Annotated in this window: 21 protein-coding genes; 12 read left to right on the forward strand and 9 right to left on the reverse strand. The window is 64.5% G+C overall.

From position 1 onward, the window contains the following. The first annotated feature begins 35 nt into the window (after positions 1-35). The 6 genes from QY049_RS23895 to xth all read left to right on the forward strand — a co-directional run bounded on the left by QY049_RS23895 (position 36) and on the right by xth (position 7829). Positions 36-1484 carry an ammonium transporter gene (locus QY049_RS23895; protein ID WP_194478810.1) on the forward strand — a complete coding sequence of 483 codons (1449 nt, stop codon included), beginning with the start codon at positions 36-38 and terminating at the stop codon, positions 1482-1484. Between the two features lie 206 nt (positions 1485-1690). Continuing rightward, positions 1691-2095 carry a GFA family protein gene (locus QY049_RS23900; RefSeq protein ID WP_194478809.1) on the forward strand — a complete coding sequence of 135 codons (405 nt, stop codon included), beginning with the start codon at positions 1691-1693 and terminating at the stop codon, positions 2093-2095. A 222-nt stretch (positions 2096-2317) separates the two neighbouring features. Next, the gene (locus tag QY049_RS23905; RefSeq protein ID WP_194478808.1) at positions 2318-3532 is read left to right on the forward strand and encodes an aminotransferase class I/II-fold pyridoxal phosphate-dependent enzyme; all 1215 of its coding nucleotides are present in this window, start codon (positions 2318-2320) and stop codon (positions 3530-3532) included. Positions 3533-3541: 9 nt separating this feature from the next. Then, a complete protein-coding gene (locus tag QY049_RS23910) occupies positions 3542-6028 on the forward strand; it encodes a DNA translocase FtsK (protein WP_258764462.1) in 2487 nt (828 codons plus the stop codon). A 164-nt stretch (positions 6029-6192) separates the two neighbouring features. Next, positions 6193-6951: an outer membrane lipoprotein carrier protein LolA gene (locus QY049_RS23915; protein WP_194482550.1), complete on the forward strand. Its 759-nt coding sequence runs from the start codon at positions 6193-6195 to the stop codon at positions 6949-6951. 62 nt (positions 6952-7013) lie between these two features. After that, positions 7014-7829: an exodeoxyribonuclease III gene (xth, locus tag QY049_RS23920; RefSeq protein ID WP_258764461.1), complete on the forward strand. Its 816-nt coding sequence runs from the start codon at positions 7014-7016 to the stop codon at positions 7827-7829. Between the two features lie 83 nt (positions 7830-7912). On the opposite strand, the gene QY049_RS23925 is transcribed toward xth, so the two are convergent. Continuing rightward, positions 7913-8356, reverse strand: coding sequence for a cyclic nucleotide-binding domain-containing protein (locus tag QY049_RS23925; protein ID WP_194478805.1), 444 nt, complete (start codon positions 8354-8356; stop codon positions 7913-7915). A gap of 60 nt (positions 8357-8416) precedes the next feature. Then, positions 8417-9103, reverse strand: coding sequence for a response regulator transcription factor (locus QY049_RS23930; RefSeq protein WP_007598630.1), 687 nt, complete (start codon positions 9101-9103; stop codon positions 8417-8419). 203 nt (positions 9104-9306) lie between these two features. On the opposite strand from QY049_RS23930, the gene QY049_RS23935 reads away from it, so the two are divergent. Next, on the forward strand, positions 9307-9876 hold the full coding sequence (locus tag QY049_RS23935) for a L,D-transpeptidase (protein WP_258764460.1): 570 nt from the start codon (positions 9307-9309) through the stop codon (positions 9874-9876). Positions 9877-9882: 6 nt separating this feature from the next. Further along, the gene (locus QY049_RS23940) at positions 9883-10668 is read left to right on the forward strand and encodes a 2-keto-4-pentenoate hydratase (protein WP_258764459.1); all 786 of its coding nucleotides are present in this window, start codon (positions 9883-9885) and stop codon (positions 10666-10668) included. 40 nt (positions 10669-10708) lie between these two features. On the opposite strand, the gene QY049_RS23945 is transcribed toward QY049_RS23940, so the two are convergent. Then, the gene (locus QY049_RS23945) at positions 10709-11398 is read right to left on the reverse strand and encodes a YggS family pyridoxal phosphate-dependent enzyme (RefSeq protein WP_194478802.1); all 690 of its coding nucleotides are present in this window, start codon (positions 11396-11398) and stop codon (positions 10709-10711) included. Between the two features lie 108 nt (positions 11399-11506). On the opposite strand from QY049_RS23945, the gene QY049_RS23950 reads away from it, so the two are divergent. After that, positions 11507-13210, forward strand: a complete 1704-nt coding sequence (locus QY049_RS23950) for a diguanylate cyclase (RefSeq protein WP_258764458.1) — start codon at positions 11507-11509, stop codon at positions 13208-13210. On the opposite strand, the gene QY049_RS23955 is transcribed toward QY049_RS23950, so the two are convergent. Beyond that, the gene (locus QY049_RS23955; protein ID WP_258764457.1) at positions 13207-14253 is read right to left on the reverse strand and encodes a GGDEF domain-containing protein; all 1047 of its coding nucleotides are present in this window, start codon (positions 14251-14253) and stop codon (positions 13207-13209) included. The two genes, QY049_RS23950 and QY049_RS23955, sit on opposite strands and share 4 nt — an antisense overlap. 194 nt (positions 14254-14447) lie before the next feature. Here QY049_RS23955 and leuS point away from each other — a divergent pair, with 194 nt between their 5' ends. From leuS to holA, 3 genes are read left to right on the forward strand one after another with little or no spacing between them, the layout of a single operon-like run. Further along, complete coding sequence (leuS, locus tag QY049_RS23960) at positions 14448-17072, forward strand: leucine--tRNA ligase (protein ID WP_258764456.1); 2625 nt, start codon at positions 14448-14450, stop codon at positions 17070-17072. Next, the gene (gene lptE / locus QY049_RS23965; protein ID WP_194478799.1) at positions 17059-17610 is read left to right on the forward strand and encodes an LPS assembly lipoprotein LptE; all 552 of its coding nucleotides are present in this window, start codon (positions 17059-17061) and stop codon (positions 17608-17610) included. The genes leuS and lptE overlap by 14 nt, the downstream gene beginning before the upstream one ends. A 2-nt stretch (positions 17611-17612) precedes the next feature. Continuing rightward, on the forward strand, positions 17613-18641 hold the full coding sequence (gene holA, locus QY049_RS23970; protein ID WP_194478798.1) for a DNA polymerase III subunit delta: 1029 nt from the start codon (positions 17613-17615) through the stop codon (positions 18639-18641). A 70-nt stretch (positions 18642-18711) separates the two neighbouring features. Here the strand turns inward: holA and QY049_RS23975 are convergent, their stop codons facing one another. The 5 genes from QY049_RS23975 to mnmE all read right to left on the reverse strand — a co-directional run bounded on the left by QY049_RS23975 (position 18712) and on the right by mnmE (position 24995). Then, the gene (locus QY049_RS23975; RefSeq protein WP_194478797.1) at positions 18712-19599 is read right to left on the reverse strand and encodes a ParB/RepB/Spo0J family partition protein; all 888 of its coding nucleotides are present in this window, start codon (positions 19597-19599) and stop codon (positions 18712-18714) included. A gap of 180 nt (positions 19600-19779) precedes the next feature. Next, positions 19780-20646, reverse strand: coding sequence for a ParA family protein (locus QY049_RS23980; RefSeq protein ID WP_258764454.1), 867 nt, complete (start codon positions 20644-20646; stop codon positions 19780-19782). Positions 20647-20676: 30 nt separating this feature from the next. Continuing rightward, positions 20677-21348 (reverse strand): 16S rRNA (guanine(527)-N(7))-methyltransferase RsmG, encoded by a 672-nt coding sequence (rsmG, locus tag QY049_RS23985; protein WP_258764453.1) that lies wholly within the window; start codon positions 21346-21348, stop codon positions 20677-20679. Positions 21349-21466: 118 nt separating this feature from the next. Then, the gene (mnmG, locus tag QY049_RS23990; RefSeq protein WP_301269973.1) at positions 21467-23347 is read right to left on the reverse strand and encodes a tRNA uridine-5-carboxymethylaminomethyl(34) synthesis enzyme MnmG; all 1881 of its coding nucleotides are present in this window, start codon (positions 23345-23347) and stop codon (positions 21467-21469) included. 301 nt (positions 23348-23648) lie between these two features. Further along, a complete protein-coding gene (gene mnmE, locus QY049_RS23995; RefSeq protein WP_301269974.1) occupies positions 23649-24995 on the reverse strand; it encodes a tRNA uridine-5-carboxymethylaminomethyl(34) synthesis GTPase MnmE in 1347 nt (448 codons plus the stop codon). Positions 24996-25136 lie beyond the last annotated feature (141 nt).

Consider the following 25136-nt stretch of genomic DNA (forward strand, 5'->3'; position numbering starts at 1 on the left):
CGCGCTCAACCAAAATCCAATCAGGAGTAAATGAAATGACGTTTAAGCGTCCCTATGGCGCGGGATTGGCGGCTCTCGCAGTCGGCCTGTTCGCTGCGACCGCAGCCTATGCCGAGCCAACGGTCAACAAGGGGGATAACGCCTGGATGCTGACATCGACGGTCCTCGTGCTGTTGATGACGATCCCGGGTCTCGCGCTGTTCTACGGCGGCCTCGTTCGTTCCAAGAACATGCTCTCGGTGCTGATGCAGGTGTTCTACACCGTCTGCGTCGTCACCGTGATCTGGGCCGTGTACGGCTACAGCCTCGCCTTCACCGGCGGTTCCGACTTCATCGGCGGCTTCTCCAAGGCCTTCATGATGGGCGTCACCACCGACTCGAAGGCCGCGACCTTCTCGGTCGACGCCAACATCTCGGAGCTCGTCTATATGTGCTTCCAGATGACCTTCGCGGCGATCACGCCCGCCCTCATCGTCGGCGCCTTCGCCGAGCGCATGAAGTTCTCGGCGATCGCTCTGTTCATCCCGCTCTGGGTCACGCTGATCTACTTCCCGATCGCGCACATGGTCTGGTACTGGCCCGGCCCGGACGCGATCCAGGACGCCGCCAAGGCTCTGGCTGCTGCGACTGATGCGGCGGCGAAGACTGCGGCTCAGGCCAAGCTCGACGAGATCAACGCCGACGCCGGCTGGATCTTCAAGAAGGGCGCGATCGACTTCGCTGGCGGCACCGTGGTGCACATCAACGCCGGCATCGCGGGCCTCGTCGGCGCTCTCCTGATCGGCAAGCGCGTTGGTTACGGCAAGGAGCTGATGGCTCCGCACTCGCTGACCATGTCGATGATCGGCGCCTCGCTGCTCTGGGTCGGCTGGTTCGGCTTCAACGCCGGCTCCAACCTCGAAGCCAACGGCGGCGCTGCGCTCGCCATGACCAACTCCTTCGTCGCCACCGCAGCCGCCGCGCTGTCGTGGATGTTCGCGGAGTGGATCGTGAAGGGTCATCCGTCGGTGCTCGGCATCATCTCCGGCGCCGTCGCGGGTCTCGTGGCCGTCACGCCTGCCGCCGGCTTCTCCGGCGTGATGGGTGCGATCGTCCTCGGTCTCGTGGTCGGCGTGGTCTGCCTGTTCTTCTGCACCGTCGTGAAGAACGCGCTCGGCTACGATGACTCGCTCGACGTGTTCGGCGTGCACTGCATCGGCGGCATCGTCGGCGCCCTCGGCACCGGCATCCTGGTCAATCCGGCTCTCGGTGGTGCTGGCATCATCGACTACACCGCGATCCCGCCCAAGGTTGCCGATTACGACTTCGCCGCGCAGATGCTCTCCCAGATCGAAGCCGTCTGCACCACGCTGGTGTGGTCGGGCGTCGGTTCGGCGATCCTCTACAAGGTGGTCGACGTGATCGTTGGCCTCCGCGCCAATGTCGAGAGCGAGCGTGAAGGTCTGGACATCACCGACCACACCGAGCGCGCCTACAACATGTAAGCACTCCTCCCGGGCGCGGTTTCTTCCGAGACCGCGTCCACTCCTACGGTTCGGGCACATACCCGGCAATGCCCCGACCGTCGAGGGGCTCCAGCGCAAGTTGGAGCCCCTTTCTTTTTGATCCAATGGCTCGAAGAAAAAGATTGCCATTCCGCCCGGCCGGCGCAGAAATATCGACCTCAAGAACAATAAACCGGGAGGTCGTCATGCGTTTGGAAGGCGGATGTTATTGCGGCGAAGTGCGCTACGTGTCCGAAGGCGATCCGATGATGCAGGCCCAATGTCACTGCCGTGAGTGCCAGTACATCTCGGGCGGCGCGCCCAACACCTTCATCGCGATGCCGGCCGCCGGCTTCACCTACATCACCGGACAACCCAAGCAGTTCACCCGCAAGGACCTCGAGCGCGCCGTGACGCGGGAATTCTGCGCCGAGTGCGGCACCCATCTGGTGACCAGGGTTCCGGGACTGCCGGCCGCGATCGTGAAGGTCGGCACGCTGGACGAGCCGAAACAGTTCAAGCCGCAGATGGCGATCTACACCTGCGACATCCAGGAGTTTCACACGATCCCATCAGGCATGAAGACCTTCGAACGGTTGCCGGGGCACTGAGAACCGGATTGCCGGCAAGAGATGCGCAACCTCTCCCGCAACCGGGAGGGGTCGGAACCGCCATGCATCCCGTTGTCGTCCGGCCTCGATATTCCCGCTCTGGACGGGACGGCCCACCGATGGTTAATCGCGTCTTAACCTCGCCCTATCTATGGTGAACTGAACCGCTTTCCCGCCGGCGCCCGCGCGCGACCGGCCGTTCCGAGAGTACTGGCGCCCAGAATGGTCATGACCGCTTCATCCCGTGCGCCGCAGGCCAGTGGAAGCTCCAGCAACGAGCGCTCGCCCTTCGTCCGGCTGAACGAGTTGCTGGCGCCGCATCAGCCCGGCAAGCCCTTGATTTCGCTTGCAGTAGGCGAACCGCAGCATCCGGTGCCTGATTTCGTCGGCCCCGTGCTGGCCAAGCACATCGCCGATTTCGGTCGCTACCCGATGAACCAGGGCACCGAGCCGTTCCGTAACGCTGCGAGTGCCTGGCTGTCGTCGCGCTTCAAGCTGCCGCGCGCGCTCGACCCCAGGACCGAGCTTCTCGTCCTCAACGGCAGCCGGGAAGGGCTGTTCCTCGCCGCGATCGCGGCAGCCCGCTATGTCGGGCCGAAGCCCGGCAAACCCGCGATCCTGATGCCGAACCCGTTCTATCCGGTCTATGGCGCCGGCGCCGGCGCAGCAGCCTGCGAGCCGGTCTATCTGCCGACCACGGTCGAAAACGGCTTCCTGCCCGATCTCGGCGCCATCGACGAGGCGACGCTGGCGCGCACCGTCGCGTTCTATCTGGCCTCGCCCGCCAATCCGCAGGGTTCGGTCGCCTCGCGCGATTATTTCACGCGGTTGAAGCAACTCGCCGATCGCCACAACTTCATGATCCTCAGCGACGAGTGCTACTCGGAGATCTACACCCGCCAGGCACCGGGCAGCGCGCTCGAATGTGCCGGCCCCGATTTCATCCGCGTGGCTGCGTTCCAGTCGCTGTCGAAGCGCTCCAACCTTCCGGGCCTGCGCGTCGGCTTCGCCGCCGGCGACAAGACGTTCATCGGCATGTTCCTGGAGCTGCGCAACATCGCCGCGCCCCAGGTTCCTGTGCCGCTCCAGCATGTCGCGACCGTTGCCTACGGCGACGAAGCACATGTCGAGGAGAACCGCAGGCTCTACCGGATCAAGTTCGATCTCGCCGACCAGATCATCGGCAATCGTTACGGCTATCGCCGGCCCGACGCCGGGTTCTGCGTCTGGCTCAACACGTCCGAGGTCGGCGACGACGTCTTTGTGACTCTCAAGCTCTTCAAGGAGGCCGGTGTGCGCGTGGTGCCCGGCTCCTACCTGGCGCGGCTTCAGCCCGACGGCTTCAATCCCGGTGCCGGCTACATCAGGCTGGCGCTGGTGCAGGACAGTGAGACCACGGCGCAGGCGCTGCACCGGCTGGTCGAAACTCTGGGTTAGGCAGGGCCCATGAGCATGTCGGCAATCGAACGTGTGATTCCCCTGGTCGGCCATCTGCCGCCTTCGATCCGCGAGGCGCTGAGCCGGCGCGTGCGCGAGCTCACCGGCTTCGGCCTCGTCACGCTGTCGGGCGTCGCCTCCGCCGCGCTGATGACCTGGTCGGTGCAGGACCCCAGCCTCAGCCACGCGACCTCGCGGCCGATCCACAACATTCTGGGCTATGCCGGCGCGATCGGCGCCGACCTCGCGATGCAGATCCTCGGGCTCGGCGCGATCATGCTGATCCTGACCGTGGCGGTGTGGGGCTGGCGCATGATGACCCATCGTCCGTTCGACCGCGAGGCGCTGCGCCTCGGCTCCTGGATTCTCTGCACGGTCATCGCGGCAGGCTTCGTCAGCTGCTGGCCGCATGGCGGTGCCTGGCCGCTGCCGACGGGTTTAGGCGGCGTGGTCGGCGATGCGCTGGTGCGCGCGCCTGCGGTGATCTTCGGGCCGCCCGGCGCGATCTATCGCATGGTGCTCGGCGCCATCCTGTTCATCGCGCTGGCCGCGACCTTCCTGGTCGCCTGCGGGCTCGGCGCGCGCGCGCATGACGACGAGCTCTCGGAGATCGAGGACGACGACAAGCCGCTCGACGACGACGAAGATGACGATCGCGGTTCGGTGTCGCTGGGCTGGCTGTTCCACGCGCTGATGAGCACCAAGGCACGGCTGATCTGGCTGTTTGGCGCGGCCTATCGCTCGCTGGTTTCGAGCGGACCGAAGGCCAAGGCGGTTTCGTTCAGCAGGCAGGAGCCGAATCTCGGCGGCGGCCGCGCAGCACCTCCGATCTCGCCGCAGGCCGCGGACGAGGATTACGAAGACGAGCACGAGGAAGAAGAGGAAGACGCGGAGGAGGAAGAGGAAGAAGAGGCGCCGGCGCGCGCATCGCGCAAGAAGGCTGCGCCGAAGGTCGCGGCCAAGAAAGGCTCCGACAAGTTCGATCTTCCCTCCGTCTCGATGCTGGCCGCGCCGAAGGCCGGCGATCGCCAGCCGCTCAGCAAGGCCGAGCTTGAGACCAATTCGCGCTCGCTCGAAGGCGTGCTGCAGGATTTCGGCGTGCGCGGCGAGATCGTGAAGGCCAATCCCGGGCCCGTCGTCACGCTGTACGAGCTGGAGCCCGCGCCGGGCATCAAGTCGTCGCGCGTGATCGGCCTTGCCGACGACATCGCCCGCTCGATGAGCGCGCTGTCGGCACGCGTCGCCGTCGTGCCGGGCCGCAACGCCATCGGCATCGAGCTGCCGAACGCGCATCGCGAAAAGGTTTACTTGCGCGAGCTGCTGGTGGCGAAGGAGGCCACCGACACGGTCGCGAAACTTCCGCTCTGCCTTGGCAAGACCATCGGCGGCGACCCCGTCATCATCGACCTCGCGCGCACGCCGCACATGCTGATCGCCGGTACCACCGGCTCCGGCAAGTCGGTCGCCATCAACACCATGATCCTGAGCCTGGTCTACCGGCTGCGCCCGGACCAGTGCCGCCTGATCATGGTCGATCCGAAGATGCTCGAACTGTCCGTCTATGACGGCATTCCCCATCTGCTCACGCCCGTCGTGACCGACCCGAAGAAGGCGGTGGTCGCGCTGAAATGGGCCGTGCGCGAGATGGAAGAGCGCTACAAGAACATGGCCAAGCTCGGCGTGCGCAACATCGACGGCTACAATACGCGCCTGCTCGAGCTGAAGGCCAAGGGCGAAGAGCCGACCCGCACGGTGCACACCGGCTTCGACAAGGAAACCGGCAAGGCGATCTACGAGGAAGAGAAGCTCTCGCTCGATCCGCTGCCCTACATCGTCATCATCGTCGACGAAATGGCCGACCTGATGATGGTCGCCGGCAAGGACATCGAAGGCGCGGTGCAGCGCCTCGCGCAGATGGCGCGCGCGGCCGGCCTGCATGTGATTCTCGCGACCCAGCGTCCCTCCGTGGACGTCATCACCGGCACCATCAAGGCGAACTTCCCGACCCGCATCGCCTTCCAGGTCACCTCGAAGATCGACAGCCGCACCATTCTCGGCGAGATGGGCGCCGAGCAGCTGCTCGGCCAGGGCGACATGCTCTACATGGCCGGCGGCGGCCGCATCAGCCGTGTGCACGGACCTTTCGCCTCCGACGAAGAAGTCGAGAAGGTGGTGCGCCACCTCAAGACGCAGGGCCAGCCGGAATACCTCGAAGCCGTCACGGCCGAAGAGCCGACCGAGGACGAAGATGGCGGCGCCGTGTTCGACGCCAGCGGCATGGGCGCGGATGGCGGCGGCGATCTGTTCCAGCAGGCCGTTGCGATCGTCAAGCGCGACCGCAAGGCCTCGACCAGCTACATCCAGCGCCGCCTGCAAATCGGGTATAACCGCGCCGCATCGCTGATGGAGCGCATGGAACTGGAAGGCATCGTCGGCCCCGCCAATCACGCCGGCAAGCGCGAGATTCTGGTCGAGGAAGAAGACAGCCATATGTGAGGCAAGGAGCTACTGACTCGCCTCGAAACGCCATTCTCACGCAAAATCGATCTCTGCTTTTGCCCGAAATCACGCTAAAACGACGCCCAGCCACACAGGACGACGCGTTGACCAGACATCCGGACATTGGATTCGCTGCCTCTCTCGCCGCGCGCAGCGCGCGCGTGGCGGGCGTGCTTCTCGTCACCGCCGCGATGGCGACCGCAGCATCGTTTGCGCAGAACGTGCCGGTGCCGAAGCCTGCACCAAAGGGGCGTGATAACGCTGCGCCCTCGGCAGGACCGTCGATCACGGGCGCAACGCAGGTGCCGCCGAATCCGATCATTCCCGATCCGCGCCGCAACGTGCCGAGTAGCATCTTCCAGACGTTCGATGCGAACCAGAAGGCGCAGGCGGCCAAGGTCAGCGCCTATCTGTCGTCGCTGTCGACGCTGGTCGGGAATTTCGTCCAGGTCGGCCCCGACGGCAGCAAGACGCAGGGCGATTTCTACATCCAGAAGCCGGGCAAGGTCCGCTTCGAATATGATCCGCCGAGCCCGATCGACATCATCGCCGACGGATCGTCGGTCGTGGTGCGCGACCGCAAGCTCGCCACGCAGGACGTCTATCCTCTGTCGCAGACGCCGCTGCGCTTCCTGTTGTCCGATCGCATCGACCTGATGAAGGACACCAACGTCGTCAACGTCACCGCCGACGATCTCTTCATCAGCGTGACGATCGAAGAGAAGCAGGCATTGGTCGGCACCAGCCGCCTGCTGCTGATGATCGGCGCCAAGGACGGCCAGCTGAAGCAATGGACCGTCACTGACCCGCAGGGCTACGACACCACGGTTGCGGTCTACAATCTCGATGCGAGCAAGAAGCTCGATCCCAACATGTTCAAGATCGACTTCACCAATTACAGCGTGCCGTCACCGGGCTGAGCACTCCTGCCCCTGTGGACAAGCATTTCGCCGACGCCAATCCATGCTAAGACGCAGCTCCCATGCGTCTTTCCCTGACAACCTGGAACATCAATTCGGTGCGGCTGCGCATCGACCTGGTCGCGAAGTTTCTCAAGAGCGCGCGGCCGGACGTGCTTTGTCTCCAGGAGACCAAATGCATCGACGACGCCTTTCCGCTGAAGCGTTTCAGGCGGCTCGGCTACGAGCACGTCGCGCTGAACGGGCAGAAGGGCTATCACGGCGTCGCCATCGTCTCGAAGATCCCGTTCGAGTCCACCGATATCCGCACCTTCTGCGACAAGGTGGATTCGCGCCACATCTCGGTGTCGTTCGGCGAGAAAGCCAACATCGCGAAGCCGCTGGTGCTGCATAATTTCTACGTGCCCGCCGGCGGCGACATTCCCGATCCCGCACTGAACGAAAAGTTCGACCACAAGCTTCGCTTCCTCGACGAGATGAAGGCGTGCGAGCCGCTGCATCCGCGTGGCGAAGATCGCCACGTCCTGGTCGGCGATCTCAACGTGGCGCCGCACGAGAACGACGTGTGGTCGCACAAGCAGCTCCTCAAAGTGGTCTCGCACACGCCGATCGAGACCGAAAAGCTGAAGGCCGCGCTCGAGGCCGGCGAATGGGTCGACGTCGCACGCGACCGCATCCCGATGTCGGAAAAGGTCTACACGTGGTGGAGCTATCGCTCCGCCGACTGGACCGTCGGCGACCGCGGCCGGCGGCTCGACCATATCTGGGTCTCGCGCGCGCTGAAGGATGCCGTCAGCGATTTCAAGATCTTGCGCGATGCGCGGAGCTGGGAGCGGCCGTCAGACCATGTGCCTGTGACGGTGACGCTAGAGGTGTGAGCCCGCCGTCATTCCGGGGCGCGATGAAATAAATGGATTCCGGGCTCGCGCTACGCGCGGCGCGGAATGACGGGTGGAAGGAGCTACGTGCTGAGCTTCGCGCCCGCCATCAGGATGTCGCTGGCGATCTGGCTGGAGCGCACCGCGAATTCGTCGCGCAGACGGACCGCGGCGGCGGGATCGCTTTCGAGCACGCGCTGAAACAGGCTGCGGGCGATTCGGATGACCGAGGAATGCTCCAGCGCGACTGCGCCGGACGGCCGCTTCATCGGCACCACCAGCGCAAGTTCGCCGATCAGCGTGCCGGGGCCGGCGATCATCTCGGCGCCGGCACCGTCATCGACGCGAAAGGCGCCGCGCTGGACCACGAAGCCGGCGTCGGCATCGTCACCGAGATTGAACAGGATGTCGCCGCGAACGAAGTCACGCTGCTCGGAGCCGATCGCCAGCATGCGCAACGAGGCGTCTCCCAACAGGCGCAGTGTCGGGACACGCTCAAGCAGCGCTACGTCATCGTCGATCGACATTCCGGTCCGAGGCTCGAGGAACGCGCTAATTTACGACGAATCGCGCGTTCCTGGAACGTATCACGGCACCAGCTTGTAGCCACCGGCTTCCGTCACCAGGATTTCCGGGTTGGCGGCATCCTTCTCTATCTTCTGGCGGAGGCGGTAGATGTGGGTTTCCAGCGTGTGGGTGGTGACGCCGGAATTATAACCCCACACCTCCTGGAGCAGGGTCTCGCGCGAGACCGGCATCTGGCCGGCCCGGTAGAGGAAGCGCAGGATCGCCGTTTCCTTTTCGGTGAGGCGGACTTTGCGGGCATTGGCCGCGGTCAGCATCTTGGAGCCGGGGCGGAAGGAGTAGGGGCCGACCGAGAACACCGCGTCCTCGCTGGCCTCGTGCTGGCGAAGCTGGGCGCGGATGCGGGCAAGCAGCACCGCGAAGCGGAAGGGTTTTGCGACGTAGTCGTTGGCCCCGGATTCCAGGCCCAAAATCGTGTCGGAATCGGTGTCGTGCCCCGTCAGCATGATGATCGGCGCCTTGAAGCCGCCCTTGCGCAGGGAGCGGACCACCTCGCGACCATCGGTGTCGGGAAGGCCGACATCCATCAACACGAGATCGGGAGCGTTGGCCTTTGCGGCGCTGGCGCCCTTGGCGCCGGTATCGACGGCGGAGGCTTCAAATTCCTCGTGCAGCGATAATTGCTCCACCAACGTATCGCGCAGATCGGTATCGTCATCCACGATCAGGATCTTGCGGGCATTGGCCATGGGGGATCATCCTTTTGGGGTCGACCAGGCGCGCATGCATGCCGCACCCGACCGTGATGGGAAAGTTTAGGGGTCGCCGTTTTTATTGTTGTTCGTGTTGAAGTAGTGGGCTGTTACCGATTCACAAGCCGGAATTACTCTAACCCAGAATAGCAGGGCGGTTCGATGAATGTCCTGTAATGAATTCGACATCGCGCATTCACATGAAAAACAAAGCTGTGTCAGTCGGTTACACCAGAAATTGGGGCTTTGGGCCGCTGTCTGCGATCCGCGTTAAGCCTGCCGCCGGGAATCCGCGCCGGGGCTGGCTGACGGCGGGCAGCCTGACGATTCCGGTGGCGCTCGGGCGCGGCGGCATTCTGGCCAACAAGCGCGAAGGCGATGGCGGCACCCCGAGAGGCCAATTTCGTCCCCGGCAATTGTGGTGGCGGGGCGACCGGCACAGCCGTCCCAAGACGTTTCTGCCGGCCCGGATCATCACCGGCGCCGACGCCTGGTGCGAGGACCCCGGTGATCGCCACTACAACCAGTGGATCCGGCGCGGGGAGGGCGAGGGCGGCGACCAGCTGAAGCGCGCTGATCATCTCTACGACTTCATCATCGAAATCGACCACAACACCAGGCCGCGCATCGCCGGCCGCGGCAGCGCGGTGTTCCTGCATCTGGCGCGCGACAATTTCGGCCCGACCGCGGGCTGCGTCTCCATGACCAGGGGCGCGATGCTGCATCTGCTGCGACTGATAGGACCAAGAACAAAAATCATCATCGGGTGAGGACACATGCTCGACAGGGAACAGGTCACAGCCGCTTCGCGCGCGCTCGTTCAACATTGGCGTGACGGCAGCAAGTTCGACGCGCTCGAGACGCGGCTGCGTCCGCAAAGCCGCGCGGATGGTTACGCCGTGCAGGCCGTGCTCGAAAGCCAATCACTCGGAAAACTGTTCGGCTGGAAGATCGCGGCGACCAGTGAAGCCGGGCAGAAGCACATCAACGTCGCTGGGCCGCTGGCCGGGCGCATCATGAGCGACACCGTCATCGCCGATGGCGGCACCGCGTCGATGAAGGGCAATGCGATGCGCGTCGGCGAGCCGGAATTCTGCTTCCGCATGGGACACGATCTGGCGCCGCGACCGACGCCTTACAGCGTTGACGAGGTGCTGGCGGCGGTCGACACGTTACATCCCGCCATCGAAATTCCGGATTCGCGCTTCACCGATTTCGCCAGCGCCGGCGAGGCGCAGCTGATCGCCGACAATGCCTGCGCGCATCTGTTCGTGCTGGGCGCGGCGACATCAGCCAATTGGCGCGCGATGGATCTGGTCGAGGAACGGCCGCAGATCACGTTGCGCGGCGAGCGCTATCTCGGTCACGGCAAGAACGTGCTCGGCGATCCACGCATTGCCCTGGCCTGGCTGGCCAACGAGCTGCGCGGTCTCGGCATCACCTTGCGGACAGGGGAGGTGGTGACGACAGGCACCTGCCACCCGCCGCTGCCGATCCATGCCGGCGATCATTTCGCGGCGGATTTCGGTGCGCTGGGGAAAGTGTCGGTGAGGTTTGCGTAAGGCTTCGCTCCATCGGGCTACGCATTGGCGCTCTTCACCACTACCTGTGCCCGAAGATCGCGCTTCCCACGCGCACATGGGTTGCGCCCAGCATGATGGCGGTCGCGTAATCCGCGCTCATGCCCATCGACAGGTTCGCTAGACCGTTGCGCGCGGCGATCTTGGCGGTCAGCGCGAAATGCGCGGCCGGCGGTTCGTCCACCGGCGGGATGCACATCAGACCCGATATCGTCAGGCCGTAAGTGTCGCGGCAGCTCTTGATGAACGCGTCGGCCTCGCCGGGCGCGACGCCGGCCTTCTGCGGCTCCTCGCCGACATTGATCTGGACGAAGAGTTGCGGATGCTTGTTCTGGGATTCGATTTCTTTGGCTAACGCCTGGCAAATGCTCGGACGGTCGACCGAATGGATGGCATCGAACAGCGCGACCGCCTCTTTCGCCTTGTTGGATTGCAGCGGCCCGATCAGATGCAGCACGATGTCAGGGTAATCAGCCGTTAACGCCGGCCACTTGCCTTTGGCCTCCTGCACGCGATTCTCGCCAAACACGCGCTGTCCGGCGCCGATAACCGGAATAATTGCATCAGCGGCGAACGTCTTGGACACCGCGATCAGCGTTACGGAGGCACGCTCACGCCGCGCATCCTTGCAGGCGCGCGCAATCTCCGCTTCGACTGCGGCGAGCGCGTTTGGTGAACCGCCGGTTACCGGCGTGGCATTGGCTTCTGTCATAACGTCGATTGTACTGTGGGCTTAGCGGAGGTAGTTCCAATTTTACCGAGTTCAAGAAAGAGTTTTTGAACCCTTCGTTTTACCTTGCCCGTGGGGTGGGTCGCGAAGATGGCAAACGTCAGTTTCAACCGCAAACGAGCAAAACTCAAGCAGGTCCTGGGCATCAGGGCCCGGCTTGCATTGCTCGCGGTGATTCTGGTCGCGCCCTTGATGCTCGAGCGCATCCGCTCGCTCGAGGATGCCCGCACCAAGCAGATCGCACAGGCCACCGCCGAATTCACCACCGTCGCACGGCACAGTGCAGACGCGCAGCGCGAAGTGATCTCGTCGGTCGAGACCATCCTGAAATCGGAAGCCTTCATCCGCGCCTCCGCCGGCGGCGTGAGCAAGAGCTGCGACGTGCTGCGCGCCAGCCTGCCGACGAGCCTGCCCTGGATCCGCACGCTCCTGATCGCCGGCCAGGACGGCCGCATCCAGTGCGCGACCAACAACATGTATGTCGGCCTCGATCTTTCCGACCGGCCTTATTTCCAGCAGGCGCAGAAGACCGGCCGCTTCGTGCTGTCCGACTTCATCCTGTCGCGGCCGGTGCAGTCGCCGACCGTGATGGCGGTCTATCCGGTCTCCGCGTTCAGCGGCGTCGCCGACGCCGTCGTGCTCGCGACCGTCAACCTCGACTGGATGTCGAAGGTGATGAACAATCTCGGCGGCCGCGCCGGCATCACGGCGGTGCTGGTCGACAGCGCCGGCACCGTGCTGGCGGCGCCCGCCGACCAGCACAGCGCGGTCGGACGGCCCCTCGACAACATGCCGCTGATGTCGGCGATCGCCGACATGGCGCTGCGCTCCGACCAGGACGAGGGATCGCTGGCGTTTCTCGCCGCCGACGGCTCCCGCCGCGCGGTCAGCTTCATCCGCATCGCCGGCACCAATTCCCGCCTGATCGCCAGCATCGACGAGGACAAGGTGTCCGCGGCTGTCAGCCGCGACATCCGCACCGCCTATCTCCAGCTCGCCTTCGTCGTCGTGTTCGTGCTGCTCGGCGCGTTGATCGCCGCCGAGAAGCTCGTGATCAAGCCGATCGAGATGCTTGCCGACATGGCCAAGCGCCTCGGCGAGGGCGATCTGTCGGCCCGCGCCGCGCGCAAGAGCCTGCCGTCGGAATTCGTGCCGCTGGCGCGCGCCTTCAACGCGATGGCGGCCCAGCTCAGCCAGCGCGAGCGCGAGCTGATCGCGACCAACGACCGCCTGACGGTGATGGCGTCGATCGACATGCTGTCGGGCCTCGCCAACCGCCGCGGCTTCCAGAGCCGGCTCGACTTCGAATGGATGCGCGCGCAGCAATATGGCAGCGAGCTCGCGCTGTTGATGATCGACGTCGATCATTTCAAGCTGTTCAACGACACCTACGGCCATCTCGAAGGCGATTCCTGCCTGACCCGGCTCGGCGAATCGCTGTCCGGAATCGGTGCCGACACGATGGGCTTTGCGGCGCGCTATGGCGGCGAGGAGTTCTGTCTCCTGCTGCCGAACACCGACGTGAACCGCGCCGTCGAGATCGGCGAGCAGGTGCGCGCGGCCGTGCTGAAACTCTGCCTGCCGCACATCACGTCCGCTCACATGGTGGTCACGGTGTCGATCGGCGTTGCGGCAACGCGGCCCAACGAGGCCTTGCGTCCGGGCGATCTGATCGAAGCCGCAGACGCTGCGCTCTACGCCGCCAAACATCGCGGCCGCAACAATGTCGTCGAGCACGGCGTGCAGGCGATCGAGAGCGGCACGCCGGGCATGAAGATAGCGGCGAGCGCCTAACCCGCAGCCTCGGCGCGATCGACCTCGTTTTCCGTCACGATGCGATTGCGGCCGCCGCCCTTGGCGAGATAGAGCGCGCGATCGCAGCGCTCGATCAGATCGGCGGTCGCCTCGCCAGTCCGATACTGCGCCACGCCAACCGATACCGTGATGTTCGGCAGCACCTCGCCGGTGGAGCGGCGCGTGATGGTGCATTCTCCGATCGCGCGCCTGATGCGCTCGGCGATCTCCGCACAGGCAGAAAGATCGGCATCCGGCAGCACCGCGATGAGCTCCTCGCCGCCGTAGCGGGCCGGCAGATCCTGCGGGCGAACCTTTTCGCGCAACACTTTCGCCATCAGTCGCAACACCTGATCGCCGACGCCGTGGCCGAAATTGTCGTTGAAGGTCTTGAAGTGGTCGATGTCGAGCAGGAGCACGCTGAGCGGCTCGCCCCAATCCGCCGTCGTCTGCGCCTTGCGCAGGAATTCATCCAGCGCCCGCCGGTTTGCCAGACCCGTCAGCGTGTCGGTCCGCGCGCGTTCCTCGGATTTGCTGAGCGAATCGCGGATCACGTCGAGCTCGCGGGCCTTTTCGGCAAAGCCCGCCTCGAGCCGTGTCGTCCGTGTGGCCGCCCGCGCGAGCTCGTTCATGAGCCGGGCGACCAGCGTCTTCGGGTCGACGCCGGCCTGGCCCTGGTCGGCGACCTGGCTGATCACCTGCATCTGCGAGCGGTTGTCGGCGATTGCGGTCGCCAGAAACTCCTTCGCCGCTCCCATCAGGGTCTGGAGCCGCTCGGACGTGTCGAGCACGACGGCGCTGACCTGAGGCGCGATATAGGTCTCGAACAGGTCCTGGTTGGTCCTGGTGTCGAAGGGACGGTTGTGGTCGATCAGGAGGTCGACGGCGTTGCGCAGATCGTCATGGCTGCCGGCGTAATACTGGAACCAGATGGCGAAATTGGTCGGCGTCGGCGGAATCCGCTGTTCGGCCATGCTCCGCACCGCCCGTCCGGCGATGGACGCGGCATAGTCGTAATCGGGATCGTCGAAATCTGAGGCCATCGCCTGACGCGGGGTGCTGTTGGCGGCCAAATTCGCACCGACCCCTTAATCCGATCCCAATGCCCTCATCCGTACTTTTGCGGAGCAGCATTGCGTGGCTCGGCTTGCCGCGGCAACCCATTGACCCCCCGAGGACTTCTATGGCCTAGTCCGGCCTCTTCAGGCCGCCGAAACCACGAAAACGCAACGATTCCATGACCTCCGAACGCTACAACGCCCGCGACGCCGAACCGCGCTGGCAACGCCAATGGGACGAACAGGCGATCTTCGTCTCGAAGAACGACGATTCGCGGCCGAAATATTATGTGCTGGAGATGTTCCCCTACCCGTCCGGGCGCATCCATATCGGCCACGTCCGCAACTACACGCTCGGCGACGTGCTGGCCCGCTTCATGCGCGCCAAGGGGTTCAACGTGCTGCACCCGATGGGCTGGGACGCGTTCGGCCTGCCGGCCGAGAACGCCGCCATCGAGCGCAAGGTTGCGCCCAAGGCCTGGACCTACGACAACATCGCCGCGATGAAGAAGCAGCTCCGCTCGATCGGGCTGTCACTTGATTGGTCACGCGAATTCGCGACCTGCGATCCCAGCTACTACAAGCATCAGCAGAAGATGTTCCTGGACATGCTCGCCGCGGGCCTCGCCGAGCGCGAGAAGCGCAAGCTGAACTGGGATCCGGTCGACATGACCGTGCTCGCCAACGAGCAGGTGATCGACGGCCGCGGCTGGCGTTCGGGCGCCGTTGTCGAACAGCGCGAGATGAGCCAGTGGGTCTTCAAGATCACGAAGTACTCGCAGGAATTGCTGTCCGCGCTTGATGGCCTCGACCGTTGGCCCGACAAGGTCAGGCTGATGCAGCGCAACTGGATCGGCCGTTCCGAGGGCCTGCTGGTCCGCTTCGCGCTGGATGCGGCGACCACGCCCGCCGGCGAGAGCGAGCTGAAGATTTTCACGACGCGCCCGGACACGCTGTTCGGCGCCAAGTTTATGGCGATCTCGGCGGATCATCCGCTGGCGCAGGCGGCCGCCGCGAAGAACCCTGATCTCGCGGAATTCATCGCCGACATCAAGAAGATCGGCACCGCGCAGTCGATCATCGACACCGCGGAGAAGCAGGGTTTCGACACCGGCATTCGCGCGGTGCATCCGTTCGATCCGAGCTGGAAGCTGCCCGTCTATGTCGCCAACTTCGTGCTGATGGAATACGGCACCGGCGCGATCTTCGGCTGCCCCGCGCATGACCAGCGGGACCTCGACTTCGTCAACAAATATGCCCTCGGCAATACGCCGGTCGTCTGTCCCGAAGGCCAGGATGCGAAATCGTTCGTCATCACCGACACCGCCTATGACGGTGACGGCCGCATGATCAATTCGCGCTTCCTCGACGGCATGACCATCGAGCAGGCCAAGGACGAGGTCGCAAAGCGCCTGGAGAGCGAGCTGCGCGGCAACGCTCCGGTCGGCGAGCGTCAGGTCAATTTCCGCCTGCGCGACTGGGGCATTTCACGCCAGCGCTATTGGGGCTGCCCGATTCCCGTCATCCACTGTCCGAAATGCGACGTGGTGCCGGTGCCGGACGCCGACCTGCCGGTGGTGCTGCCGGAGGATGTGAGCTTCGACAAGCCGGGCAACGCGCTCGACCATCATCCGACCTGGAAGCACGTCACGTGCCCCAAGTGCGGCGGCAAGGCTAGCCGCGAAACCGACACCATGGACACCTTCGTGGACTCGTCCTGGTATTTTGCCCGCTTCACCGACCCCTGGAACGAGACCGCACCGACGACGCCTGCGGTCGCCAACCGGATGCTGCCGGTCGACCAGTATATCGGCGGCGTCGAGCACGCGATCCTGCATCTGCTCTACAGCCGGTTCTTCACCCGCGCCATGAAGGCAACCGGACACCTCGCACTGGACGAGCCGTTCGCCGGCATGTTCACGCAAGGAATGGTCGTGCACGAGACTTACCAGAAGGCCGACGGCACCTGGGTGCAGCCGGCCGAGGTGAAGATCGAGGTCGGCGGCAACGGCCGCCGCGCGACACTGCTCGGCACGGGCGAGGACGTCGCGATCGGTCCGATCGAGAAGATGTCGAAGTCGAAGAAGAACACGGTCGACCCCGACGACATCATCGCGACCTATGGAGCCGACGTCGCTCGCTGGTTCATGCTGTCAGACTCCCCGCCCGACCGCGACGTGATCTGGAGCGATGAACGCGTCCAAGGCGCCTCGCGCTTCGTGCAGCGGCTCTGGCGGCTGGTGAACGACGCGGTGGAACTCGGCAAGTCTGCTCCGGCAACCCGCCCGGCCTCGTTCGGGGACGATGCGCTCCTCTTGCGCAAGGCCGCCCATGGCGCGCTCGACAAGGTCACGACAGGCGTCGAGCGGCTGCACTTCAACGTCTGCCTCGCCCATATCCGTGAATTCACGAATACCTTCTCGGAAGTGCTCCAGCGACCCGGCCAACCCGCCGCTGATTTGGCCTGGGCGATCCGGGAGGCCAGCCAGATCCTGGTCCAGCTGTTCTCCCCGATGATGCCGCACCTGGCCGAGGAGTGCTGGCAGGTTCTCGGTCAATCTGGACTGGTTTCCGAGGCCAATTGGCCGCAAATCGAACGCGATTTGCTGGTTGAAGACAGCGTGACACTGGTGGTCCAGGTCAACGGCAAGAAGCGGGGTGAGGTCACGGTTGCAACAGCGGCCCAGAATCCGGAAATCGAGGCTGCCGCTTTGGCCCTCGATGCTGTAAAACTGGCCCTGGACGGCAAGCCCGTCCGCAAGGTGATCATCGTCCCCAAGAGGATCGTGAATGTTGTCGGCTAGGATCCGCATCGCAGCCCGCCTGCTCGCGGTCGCCGCCTTGGCGGCGACGACGGCCGGCTGCTTCCAGCCGATGTATGCCGAGCATACCGACGGCACGCCGGGCTTGCGCGAGAAGCTGATGGGGGTCGAGCTTCCTCCGATCAACAAGGCCAACGCCTCGCGCGAGGCCCGGGTCGGCGTCGAGGTTCGCAACGCCCTCGCTTTCAAGCTTTACGGCTCGGCCACTGGCATGCCGCCGACCCACCGGCTGGATATCCGCTTCAACACCAGCAAGACTTCGCTGATCGTCGATGCCAATACCGGCCTGCCGAACACCGAGAACTACGGCATCGATTGTCAGTACAATCTGATCGAGGTTGCGACCGGCAAGTCGGTCATGACCGGCACCACGTTCTCGCGCGTGTCCTACGACCTGCCCGGTTCCTACCAGCGCTTCGCCCGCAATCGCGCAGTGCGTGACGCCGAGGATCGTGCCGCCAACGAGATCGCCGAGAACATCAACACAAGGCTCGCCGCGTTCTTCACTGCAGGCACCTAAGATTGGTCGCGCTGCGCGGAAAAGAGATCGACGCCTTCCTCGCTCGACCCGATGCGGGCCGCCCGATCATCCTGCTCTACGGTCCCGATGCCGGCCTGGTGCGCGAGCGTGCCGACGCGCTGATCGCGTCCGCCGTCGACGATCCCAACGATCCCTTCTCGCTGGTGAAGCTCGACGGTGACGAACTCTCCGCCGAGCCCTCGCGCCTCGTCGACGAAGCCATGACCGTGCCGCTGTTCGGCGGCCGCCGCGCCATTCGTATCCGCGCCGGCTCGCGCAGCTTTGCCGCCGGCGTCGACACGCTGTCCGAGATGAGCGTGAAGGATTGCCGCATCGTGATCGAGGCCGGCGAGCTACGTCCGGAATCGCCGCTGCGCAAGGCCTGCGAGAAAGCCAGGACCGCGGTTGCGATCGGCTGCTATCCCGACACCGAGCGCGATCTCGCCAAGCTCATGGAGGACGAGCTCCGCATCGCGAACTTGCGCATCGCGCAGGATGCCCGCGCCGCGCTGATGTCGTTCCTCGGCGGCGACCGCCAGGCCTCGCGCAACGAGCTGCGCAAGCTGACGCTCTACGCCCATGGCAAAGGCGAGATCACGCTCGACGACGTGATGTCCGTCGTCGCCGATGCGTCCGAACTGAAGCTCGACCCGATCGTCGACGGCGCCTTCGCCGGCCGGCCCGACATCGTCGAGACCGAATTCGCAAAGGCCATGATCGCGGGTACCTATCCCGGTGTCATCATCTCGGCCGCGCAGCGCCAGGCCGCGTGGCTGCACAAATCCGCACTCGCGATCGCCGATGGCCAGCCCGCCTCCGCCGTGCTCGACGGCGGATTTCCGCGGCTGCATTTTTCACGAAAACCCATGGTCGAGACCGCGCTGCGTAACTTCAGCGCGGCACGGCTCGCCGGCATCATCGAGCAGCTTGCAACCGCCGCGCTCGACACCCGCAAGCAATCGACCCTGGCTGCTGCCATTGCCCAACGCACGCTGATGGCGATCGCCGCGAATGCGAAGCGAAGGGGGTAAGTCCCCGCTCTCTGCAAATCGTTGCAAGCGCGGAGAGCTGGCTTTCACCAGGACGACACCAAGGGTGCGCCTACAGCGCGCCCTTCGCGAGCCGCTTCATCACCTCGTCGAGCTGATCGAGGTTGCGGTAGTTGATCTGGACCGAGCCGCCGGGATCGCGGTGATTGACGGTAACCTTGAGGCCAAGCGCATCGCTGACGCGCTTTTCCAGATCGATCGTATCTGGGTCCTTTTCCTTAGCCCCGGTGGCGCGCGCCTTTTGCGGCTTGCGCTCCGGCACGCCCTCTTCATGCGCCAGCGCTTCGGCCTGGCGGACGTTGAGACCTTCCGCGACGATGCGCTTGGCCGCGGCGAGCGGATCAGGCACGCCGATCAGCGCGCGGGCGTGACCGGCGGTCAGCTCACCGGTCGCGATGAAGGCCTGCACCTCGGCCGGCAGCTTCGTCAGCCGCATCATGTTGGCGACGTGGCTGCGGCTCTTGCCGACGACCTTGGCGATGTCGTCCTGGCTGCGTTTGAACTCGTTGGCGAGCGCATGATAGCCCTGCGCCTCTTCCATCGGATTGAGGTCTTCGCGCTGTACGTTCTCGACGATCGCGAACTCCAGCGCATCGCTGTCGCTGATGTCGACCGGCACGATGGGCACTTCATGGAGGCCGGCCATCTGCGAGGCGCGCCAGCGCCGTTCGCCCGCGATGATCTCGAAGCGATCCTGCGTGCCCTTCACGGGCCGCACCACGATCGGCTGGATCACACCGTGCTGCCTGATGCTCTCGGAGAGCTCCTTGAGCTCGGTGTCCGAAAAAGTGCGGCGCGGGTTGCGCGGATTGGCCTTGATGAATTCGATCGGCACCTTGCGCTGCGCGCGCGGACGGTCGACGTGCTGAGCCTCGCCGCCGACATCACCGATCAGACTTGCAAGACCCCGGCCCAATCGCGAACGCGCTTCGTCGGCCATCGCCAGCTCCCTTGGATTCACGCTGCAGCACTCCAGAACTGAATTTCGAAACCTGTAGAATCGTAGGGTGGGTTAGCAAAGCGTAACCCACCTCTTCTGCTTCCGCGGAGATGGACAGTGGTGGGCTGCGCCTTTGGCTAACCCACCCTGCGGCACTAACCCGCCCTACGGTTCTCTCCGTCAATGCGTGACGCGCAGCTCGCGCTCGCGCTGGATCACTTCGGTGGCGAGCCGCAGATAGGCTTCGCTGCCGACGCATTTGAGATCGTAGACCAGCACCGGCTTGCCGTAGGACGGGGCTTCCGAGATGCGCACGTTGCGCGGGATCATGGTCTTGTAGACCTTCTCGCCCATGAACTGGCGGACGTCGGCAACGACCTGGTTCGAGAGGTTGTTGCGCGAGTCGAACATGGTCAGCACGATGCCGTGGATCGACAGGTTCGGGTTGAGCGTCGAGCGCACCTGCTCCACCGTCTGGAGCAATTGCGACAGACCTTCGAGCGCAAAGAACTCGCACTGCAGCGGCACCAAGATCGCGTCCGATGCGGCCATCGCGTTCACCGTGAGCAGGTTCAGCGAAGGCGGGCAGTCGATCAGCACATAGGTGTAGTCGGCCTCGGGCGAGACGTTGTTGTTGAGCGCGCCGATCGCGTCGCGCAGCTTGAAGGCGCGGCCGGCCGTGGTACCAAGCTCGAGCTCGAGGCCGGAAAGATCCATCGTCGAGGGCGCGATGTGCAGCCGGGGCACCGCAGTCGAGACGAGGGCCTCGCGCAGGGGGGCTTCACCGATCAGCACGTCGTAGGTCGAGCAGGAGCGGTTGCGGCGATCGATGCCAAGGCCGGTCGAGGCGTTGCCCTGCGGATCGAGATCGACGATCAGGACACGCTCGCCAATCGCAGCGAGTGCCGTACCAAGATTGATCGCCGTGGTTGTTTTGCCCACGCCGCCCTTCTGATTCGCCAGCGCCAGGATGCGCGGGTGCCCGTGCGGAACTTCGGCCTTTGCTTGGGCGGTCTCGTCTTGCTGCGGCTCGTCAGCTACGGTCATCGAAATTCCCCAACTCAACCCCTGAGCGCCTCACCTGCGCCGTTCAACCGAAGTCAGCTCGACGATCCACCCATCACCCGTCCGGCTCTGGTGAAGCTGCGGCTGAATATTCCAATATTTAGCGGCTTCGGTCAATTCAGCCTCTACATCTTGACCCTTGAGAAACAGCGCCTTTGCGCCCTGGCGCATCAGCGGCTCCGCAAAGCCGATGAGTTGATGTAGCGGAGCCAGCGCGCGTGCGGTGACGCAATCGACGGGGCCGGTGATTCTATCCACATTATCCCCGATTTCAGCGAGATGTACGATCCCCGGAGATGTGGTGACGCGAACAGCTTCGCGCAAAAACGCGGCCTTCTTGGCGATTCGCTCGACCAGATGAACGCTCGCACCCGGCGTCCCGGCCATGGCGCAGGCGAGGACCACACCTGGAAAACCGCCGCCGCTGCCGAGGTCAGCCCAACGCTTGGCTAATGGCGCGAGATCGACAAGCTGAAGCGAGTCGGCGATGTGCCGGGTCCAGAGGTGCGGCAGGGTCGAGGGCGCGACCAGATTGGTCTTGGCCTGCCATTCCCGGAGCAGCGCGATGTAGCGATCGAGGCGGGCTTCCGTCTCATGTGAAACGGGGGCGAGCTTGAGCGCCTTGCGCTTGTCGGCGGCGATGATGGAATCGAGCGCCTGACCGTTGGCGCTGGCCTTGTCCATCTTCGGTTTACTCGGCGCCAGGTCCGGTCGACGACCGGCGCCCTCACCCCCTCGTCGCGATAGCGGTCTGTCCCCGCCCGGTCCGCGCTGTTTCACGTGAAACGCCTATGCGATTGGCTTATGCGATTGCCTTGGACGACTTGCGTGCTTCGCGGCGGAGATAGGCCGCGAGGATGCCGAGTGCCGCCGGTGTCATGCCATCGATCCGGCCAGCTTGGCCGACCGTGAAGGGCCGCACCTTCTCCAGCTTGGCACGGACTTCGTTGGAGAGACCGGGGACGAGGCTGTAGTCGATCTCCGACAACACCATTCCCTCGTCGCGCCGGAAGGCATCGACGTCTGCGCTCTGGCGCTCCAGATAGACATCGTACTTGGCGTCGATCTCGAGATGGGTGGCGATGACGGGATCGATCGCCGACAGCTCCGGCCAGATCGCCCGGACCTGGCTCCAGCCGATGTCAGGATAGGCCATCAACTCGAAGGCCGAGCGGCGCTGCCCGTCCCGGTTCAGCGACAGCCCGTGCTTGATCGCCTCGTTCGGGGTGATCGTCAGCGACTTCGAGAGTGTGCGAGCCGCGTTCAGGGCGTCCATCTTGGTCCGGTGATACTGCATCCGGGCATTCCCGACACATCCCAGTGCGATCCCCTTCTCGGTCAGGCGCTGATCCGCGTTGTCGGCCCGCAGGGTCAGCCGGTACTCGGCCCGCGAGGTGAACATCCGATAGGGCTCGCTGATCCCGCGGGTGACGAGATCGTCGATCATCACGCCGAGATAGCCATCTGCGCGATCGAACACCGTCGGAGTCGCACCGCTGGCGGAGAGCGCCGCATTCAGACCAGCGACAATGCCCTGCCCGGCAGCTTCCTCGTATCCGGTGGTACCGTTGATCTGGCCGGCCAGGAACAGACCGCGCAGACGCTTGGTCTGGAGGGTCGGATCGAGCTCGCGGGGATCGATGTGATCGTATTCGATGGCGTAGCCGGGACGGACCATCTTCACCCTCTCAAGGCCCGGGATGGTGGCGAGGATCGCGAGCTGGACCTCCTCAGGAAGCGAGGTCGAGATGCCGTTGGGATAGACGGTCGTATCGTCGAGGCCTTCCGGCTCCAGGAAGATCTGGTGGCCGTCGCGATCGCCGAAGCGGACGATCTTGTCCTCGATCGAAGGGCAATAGCGGGGACCGGAGCTCTTGATCCGGCCGGAGTACATCGGGGAGCGATGGACATTGGCCCGGATCACCTCGTGGGTGGCGCCCGTAGTCCGGGTGATACCGCACTGGATCTGCGGCGTCGTGATCCGATCCGTCATCACCGAGAACGGCTCTGGCGGCTCGTCCCCGGGTTGCATTTCAACTGCGGACCAGTCGATCGTCGAACCATCCAGACGCGGAGGGGTGCCGGTCTTGAGACGCCCGAGGGTGAAACCGGCGCGCCCGAAGGAGGCTGAAAGACCCATCGCGGGGGCCTCGCCGACCCGACCAGCCGGCCAATTCTTCTCGCCGAGATGGATCAGACCGCGCAGGAAGGTGCCGGTGGTGACGACAACGGCCCCTGCCCGGAGTTCCCGGCCGTCAGCCAGGCGAAGTCCGGTCACGCGGCCATCGACCACGATCAGCTCGTCGGCCTCGCCTTCGATGACGGAAAGACCTGCCGTCTCCCGGATCGCAGCCTGCATCGCAGCGGCATAGAGTTTCCGGTCGGCCTGGGCCCGGGGACCGCGGACAGCTGGACCCTTCCTGCGATTGAGGACACGAAACTGGATGCCGCCGGCATCGCCGACCCGGCCCATCAGACCATCGAGAGCATCGACCTCGCGGACCAGATGGCCCTTGCCAAGACCGCCGATGGCGGGATTGCAGGACATCGCGCCGACGGTGGAGAAACGGTGCGTCACGAGAGCGGTCGCCGCACCCATCCGGGCGGCCGCAGCCGCAGCCTCGCAACCGGCATGACCGCCGCCGATGACGATGACGTCGAAGTTTTCTCGTTCTGATCGCATGGCGGACTTCTAGCTCAGAGGCCGGAAAGCCGGAAGTGGAAACTGGGTGAGTCGGATGTTTCACGTTGCTGGGTTCCGCAGAACAACCCCATGCACAGTAGGAAATGCATTTGGAGTGGCTCCTGTTTCACGTGAAACAGAGGGGTCGACGCCCGGCGCTAGAGGACGGCAGCCGCCACGGCCAATGACGGGTCGAGGCAGCGAGTGTTTCACGTGAAACAATCCGGAACCTGCCGAGCATCGTTTCACGTGAAACACCAAGTAATGGAACAAACGCTAGTTCTACATTGAAGAACTAGAACTACTTTCCGATACAGAATTTCTGGAAGATGGCCCCCAGGACGTCCTCGACGTCCACCCGGCCCAGCAGGCGGCCGAGAGCATAGGCGGCGGCACGTAGTTCCTCCGCGGCGAGCTCTTCGCCCTCTTCTACAAGCTCCAGACTCCGACGCAAGCTGTCAGACGCGCGGCTCAACAGATCCCGTTGCCGGGCTCGGGTCACCAATGCGCCCTCGGTGGTTCCGAAGAACTCGGCCGCGAATGTCACGAGGGCCTCGACCAGCTCGGGAATGCCATCGCCACTTCTCGCCGAGATCCCGAACTCCCCGCGCCGCCCGACCCCGCCGAGATCGATCTTGTTGCGCACGATCCAGACCGACCCGCCGGGCCGGTCCCCCTGTGCGAATTTCCGAAGTGAGCGCGTTGTGTCTGGATTGGCTGCGCGCTCCCCCTCCACCAGCCAAAGTACCAGGTCTGCAGCTTCGGCCCGTGCCCGTGCCCGGCGCACGCCTTCCTGCTCGACGGGATCGTCGGTCTCTCTGATCCCGGCCGTGTCGATGACGGTGACGGGATAGCCGTCGAGATCGAGCTGCACCTCGATCACGTCGCGCGTCGTGCCCGCATGCGGTGAGACGATCGCGACCTCACGGCGAGCGAGCTGATTCATCAGTGTCGACTTGCCGACATTCGGCTCGCCGGCAATTGCGACCACGAGGCCGTCTCGCAGACGTTCAGAATGTCCCTGTGCCGCAAGGACTTTTGTGATTTCGGCGTGCAGCGCCTTGATCGCCTTCACGGCCGACGCCCTCAATTCCGCGGGCACATCGCCTTCGTCGGAGAAATCGATGCCGGCCTCGATCAAGGCTGAGGCCTCGATGATGCGCTCGCGCCAGTCCCGCGCACGATCGCCGAGCAGACCCTGCAACTGCCGCAGCGCCTGGCGGCGCTGACGATCGGTGTCGGCATGAATGAGATCGTCGAGCCCCTCGGCTTCAGTGAGGTCGAGCTTGCCGTTCTCGAACGCGCGCTGTGTGAACTCGCCAGGGTCGGCCGCACGCATATTCGGAATTATCGAAATTACGGCCAGAAGTGCGGCCAGCACGGCGCGACCGCCGTGAACATGAAATTCGGCCACGTCCTCGCCGGTCGCTGTCCCCGGCCCCGGAAACCAGAGCACGACGGCATCGTCGATCGGCTGGCCGGTGCTGTCGCGAAGCAGCCGACGGCTGGCCTTGCGCGGCGCCGGTAATTTGCCCGCTAGCGTCGTCACGACGGGGCCGGCTTGCGGACCCGAGACGCGTACTATGGCGATCGCGCTCGGTGGTCGGCCGGACGACAGCGCAAAGATGGTCTGGTCTCGCGGGTGCATGGCCTATTTGTCCGGCTCGCGGGGAAAACGCAAACCTCCCGTTTCGCCAGGCAGGGTGCACTATTCGCGACGCTCCAGCCCGCAGCAATCCGCTATTGCGATGCAATACGGCTGCAGCATTTTTGCTGCAAAATCAGCCTC

The organism is Bradyrhizobium sp. WYCCWR 13022, assembly GCF_030435535.1.
GTDB lineage: Bacteria > Pseudomonadota > Alphaproteobacteria > Rhizobiales > Xanthobacteraceae > Bradyrhizobium.